The organism is Rhabdonatronobacter sediminivivens, from assembly GCF_013415485.1.
Classification (GTDB): Bacteria; Pseudomonadota; Alphaproteobacteria; order Rhodobacterales; family Rhodobacteraceae; genus Rhabdonatronobacter; species Rhabdonatronobacter sediminivivens.
Window position 1 is genome coordinate 1 of record NZ_JACBXS010000088.1, and the last position, 4,283, is coordinate 4,283.

The window sequence follows — 4,283 nt, forward strand, 5'->3', positions numbered from 1 at the left end:
TTCTTCGTCGTCATGGTATGTCTGCGCATTCTGTTGTTCGGAGTTCTGGTGTTGGTGGTGTTTCCGGGGCCTTGATGGACGGGTGTCGGGAGTTTGGGGCGGATTTGATGGTCATGGGTGCGTATGAGCACAGCAAGTTCCGGGAGGATATTCTTGGTGGCGTTACGCAGGACATTCTGGAAGGGGCGCATTTGCCTGTTCTGATGTCGCATTGAGGGGTTCGGGCGATCCCTTGCGCGGAGTGTTTTCCGTGCTGTCCGGTCCGTGGGGGCCGGGGGGTGGTCCGGGTCTGGGTTTTGCGGGTGATTTCGTGGTGGATTGTGGGGGTCTGCAACAAGACGGTTGCCAGACGGGTCTTCACAATACATTATACCAGACACCAGGGGTGCTGCGGCAGGAGGAGCATGCGGCGCCCTGGTGGGCAGGCGGGGATGGTTTGGCTGTTGCGCAGGGGCGCTTCGGTCGGGATCGCGGCCCCGGTGCCATGAGGGGTCTGTCCCGTGAGGGAGCGTTTCCGCCAAGGGGCGCGGCGGGGCAGGTCCGCAGGAGGCGAGCAGAATGATGTCTCAAGGGAGGAAACCACTGATGACTGACAAGACCATGAAGCGCGGCCTGATGGCTGCAGCGGCGGCGGCGGCACTTGTTGCGCCGACGGCGGTTGTTGCCGACTGGGCGCCGACGCGGCCGATCGAATTCGTGATCCAGACCTCGCCGGGTGGCGGGTCGGACACCTATGCACGGCTGTGGATCGGGATCATCGAGAAATACGGTCTTTCGCCGGTTCCGATCACGCCGGTGAACATGCCGGGCGGCGCGGGCGCGGTGTCGATGGCCTATATGGCCGGGCAGGCGGGGGATCCGCATTTCATCACGCCGACGCTGAACAGCCTGGTGACCACGGCGCTGCAGCAGCCGATTCCGGTGATGTACCCGTCCGAGGATCTGACGCCTCTGGCGAAGATGCTGATGGACCCGTTCTGGCTGGTGACGCACCCGGACAACATCGGCAGCTGGGAGGAGTTCCTGGAGCGGTGCCAGAACGAGCGTCTGACCTCGGTTGGGACGGGCTCGCGGTCCGAGGACGAGATCCAGATCAACCTGCTGCAGGAGGCGGCGGGCTGCCAGCAGTTCCGCTATGTGCCCGCGGGCGGCGGCGGCGAGGTGGCCTCGCAGGTTGCGGGCGGTCACATCGATTTCAACGTGAACCAGCCGGCCGAGGCGCTGCCGCATTATCCGGAGCGTCTGATCCCGATCGTGCAGTTCGTGCCCGAGCGGGATGAGGCCTTCCCGGATGTTCCGACGCATTGGGAGCTGGAGATCGGCACCGACAGCGAGGTGATGGACGGCGTGAGCTATGCCGAGATCCTGGACCTTGTGGGCGGCCTGCACCAGATGCGCGGCGTGATGGGCGCGCCGGGGATTTCGGACGAGGCGGTGGCCTGGTACGAGGACCTGTTCCGCCAGGTGTTCGAGACCGATGACTGGCAGGAGTTCATGGTGAACAACGCCATGAGCCCGGTCTTCATGGGGGCCGAGGAATATGGCGAGTGGCTTGTGACCTTCGAGAACAACCACGTCACGGCGATGCGTGACATCTTCGGCTGGGATCTGCGCCCGGATCTGCGCGAGCGCTGAGGCGCCTGCCGGGCCGCGCGCCCCTGGTGCTGCGCCCCGGAGCGGTTGTTCCGGTGCGGCGTTGGGGGCGGGGGCGGCCCGGTATCCGATCTGCGGGGGGCGGTCTGCCCTGTGGTTGCCCCGCCCCCCGTGCATGTCCTGTGCCCCACGCCCTGGTCTTCTGCGTGACCGGTGGGGGGGCGGGTTTGAGGCGGCCGCCTGCGGGTGCTGTGCCTGCGGCAACAGATGAGGCAAGACGATGACATCCTTTCTGCTGCGCATAACCAACGCGACCATGGAATATGTGGTCTGTGCGCTGCTTCTGGGCATGGGCGTGATCCTGTTCCAGGAGGCGCTGCGCCTTGGTCCCGGCTGGGGCTGGAGCGGGCCGGAGCCGGGCTTCTTTCCCTTCGTGATGACGTTGATGATGACCGGGGGGGCGCTGGTGACGGTGTATCTGAACTGGCGCAAGCCCGATCATCGTCCCTTCTTCGAGGTCAGCCAGGAGATCGTGGATCTGGTGAAGGTGGCGACGCCGATCCTGGGGGCGCTTCTGATCCTGCGCTACGCGGGGATCTACATCACGGCGGGGCTGTATATCGGCTTCTTCATGGTCTGGTACGGGAAGTTCAAATGGTATTGGGGGCTTGTGGGCATGATTGCCCTGCCGTTGGTGCTCTGGGCGGTCCTGACCAAGGGGTTCAACATTCCCATGCCGATGAGCATGTTCTATCGCACCGGCCAGCTGCCGATCTGAGCGTGGCCTGCGTCGGCGGGCGGATCGGGTGGCCCTGATGTCTTTCGGTCCGCATGCCCCCGGCGCGCATCACAGGACGCATTCACGGGCCAGGCGCGCAACCGGCGCTGGCAGGGCCCGCAGCGGGACGCCAGGCGGCCCTTGGCCCCATGGCCCGGGCGGTGCTGGGCGCGCCCCCGGCCAGGATCAGGCCCCGGTTCGGGTTCAGGTTCGGGCTCGGGGCTGCGTGCCGAAAGACAGGGGCGCGGGGGGCCGGGCACGGCCAGGACGGCCAGAGATAACCGACGGAACCGGCGCGCAAGCGCATTTCGTCAACACCATTCGCTTCGGGGACGGAACTCATGGAATCTTTTGAACTTCTGATGCTCGGGATGAGCGCCATCACGGATCCGACACGGATCGGCTTCATGATGCTGGGCGTCATCCTTGGCCTTCTGGTGGGGGTGCTGCCCGGGGTGGGGGGCACCACGGGGGTGGCGATCCTGCTGCCGGTGACGGTGTTTCTGGAGCCGATCTCGGCGCTGGTGATGCTTGCGGGCATCTACTGGGGGTCGATGTATGGCGGTGTGATCACCTCGATCCTGTTTGCTGTGCCAGGCAACCCCTGGTCGGTGGCGGTCATGTTCGACGGCCGGCCCATGGCCAAGCAGGGCAAGGCGCAGCTGGCCATGTCGATCGCGTTCTCGGTGTCCTTTGTGGGCGCCATGATCGGGGCGGTGCTGTTCACCTTCTTCGCGCTGCCCTTCGCGCTGGCCGCGCTGCGCTTCGGCCCGCCCGAGATGTTCGCGGTGCTGATGATCGCCTTTGGCACCTTCGTGGGGCTGGGCGGCGCGGTCGGCAAGACGCTGATCATGATCGCGGCGGGCTTCCTGCTGGCCACGGTGGGGCTGGACCTGGTGACCGGGCAGCCGCGGCTGACCTTCGGGCAGATGCAGCTGATGCAGGGCTTCCATTTCGTGCCCATCACCATCGGCCTCTTTGGCTTGGGCGAGGTGCTCAACAACGCCGCCGAACGCTACAAGGTCCAGATCGAGGACATGACCAAGGCCGCCAAGCTGGGCATGAAGGACATCACCGATTCGATCAAGTTCGTGCTCAAGAACTGGTGGCTGGCGCTGGTCTCGGCGGTGCTGGGCTTCTGCACCGGCATCCTGCCCGGCGCCGGCGCGACCCCGGCCTCGTTCATGGCCTACGGGATCGCCATGAAGACCTCGAAACACCCCGAGATGTTCGGCAAGGGCGCCCCCGAGGGCGTGATGGCCCCCGAGGCCGCCAACAATGCCGCCGGCACAGGCTCGATCCTGCCGATGCTGGTCCTGGGCATCCCCGGCTCGCCCACCGCGGCGATCCTGATGGCGGGGATCTTCATGTGGGGCTTCATTCCGGGGCCGCGGCTGTTCGTGGACCAGCCCGAGTTCGTGTGGTCCTTCGTGGCCAGCCTCTATGTCTCGAACATAGCCGCGGTGATCATCTGCCTGGCCGCAACGCCGCTGCTGGCGCTGATGCTGCGCACACCCTATGCGATCATCACGCCGATCATCGTGATCCTGTGCTTCGTGGGCGCCTATGCGATCCAGAACTCGATGCTGGACGTGTGGCTGGTGCTGATCTTCGGCATCATCGGCTTCGTCATCCGCCGCCTGGACTACCCCATGGCGCCGCTGGTCGTGGCCCTGGTGCTGGGCGCACCCACCGAACAGGCCCTGCGCCAGTCGCTCATCATGTCCGACGGCTCCATGATGATCTTCTTCCAGCGCCCCGTCTCGGGCCCCATCGCGCTCGTCGCCGTAACCCTCTTCCTGCTGCCGCTCATCAGCCTCATCTGGAAGAAGATAAAGGCACGCAGAAACGCAAGCACCTGAAAACCAAAACACAACAAAATCAACGGGCGCCGATACAACCGGCGCCCGTT

General features: G+C 65.3%; 4 protein-coding genes. All 4 read left to right on the top strand.

What is annotated here, in order from left to right:
• The coding region (locus HUK65_RS18040; RefSeq protein WP_179907644.1) for a universal stress protein at positions 1-215 on the top strand (215 nt) is incomplete at its 5' end.
• Positions 216-585: 370 nt separating this feature from the next.
• Positions 586-1,635 (top strand): Bug family tripartite tricarboxylate transporter substrate binding protein, encoded by a 1,050-nt coding sequence (locus HUK65_RS18045; RefSeq protein WP_179907645.1) that lies wholly within the window; start codon positions 586-588, stop codon positions 1,633-1,635.
• Positions 1,636-1,873: 238 nt separating this feature from the next.
• Positions 1,874-2,371 carry a tripartite tricarboxylate transporter TctB family protein gene (locus HUK65_RS18050; RefSeq protein WP_179907646.1) on the top strand — a complete coding sequence of 166 codons (498 nt, stop codon included), beginning with the start codon at positions 1,874-1,876 and terminating at the stop codon, positions 2,369-2,371.
• A gap of 341 nt (positions 2,372-2,712) precedes the next feature.
• Positions 2,713-4,233, top strand: coding sequence for a tripartite tricarboxylate transporter permease (locus HUK65_RS18055; protein ID WP_179907647.1), 1,521 nt, complete (start codon positions 2,713-2,715; stop codon positions 4,231-4,233).
• The last annotated feature ends 50 nt before the right edge of the window (positions 4,234-4,283 follow it).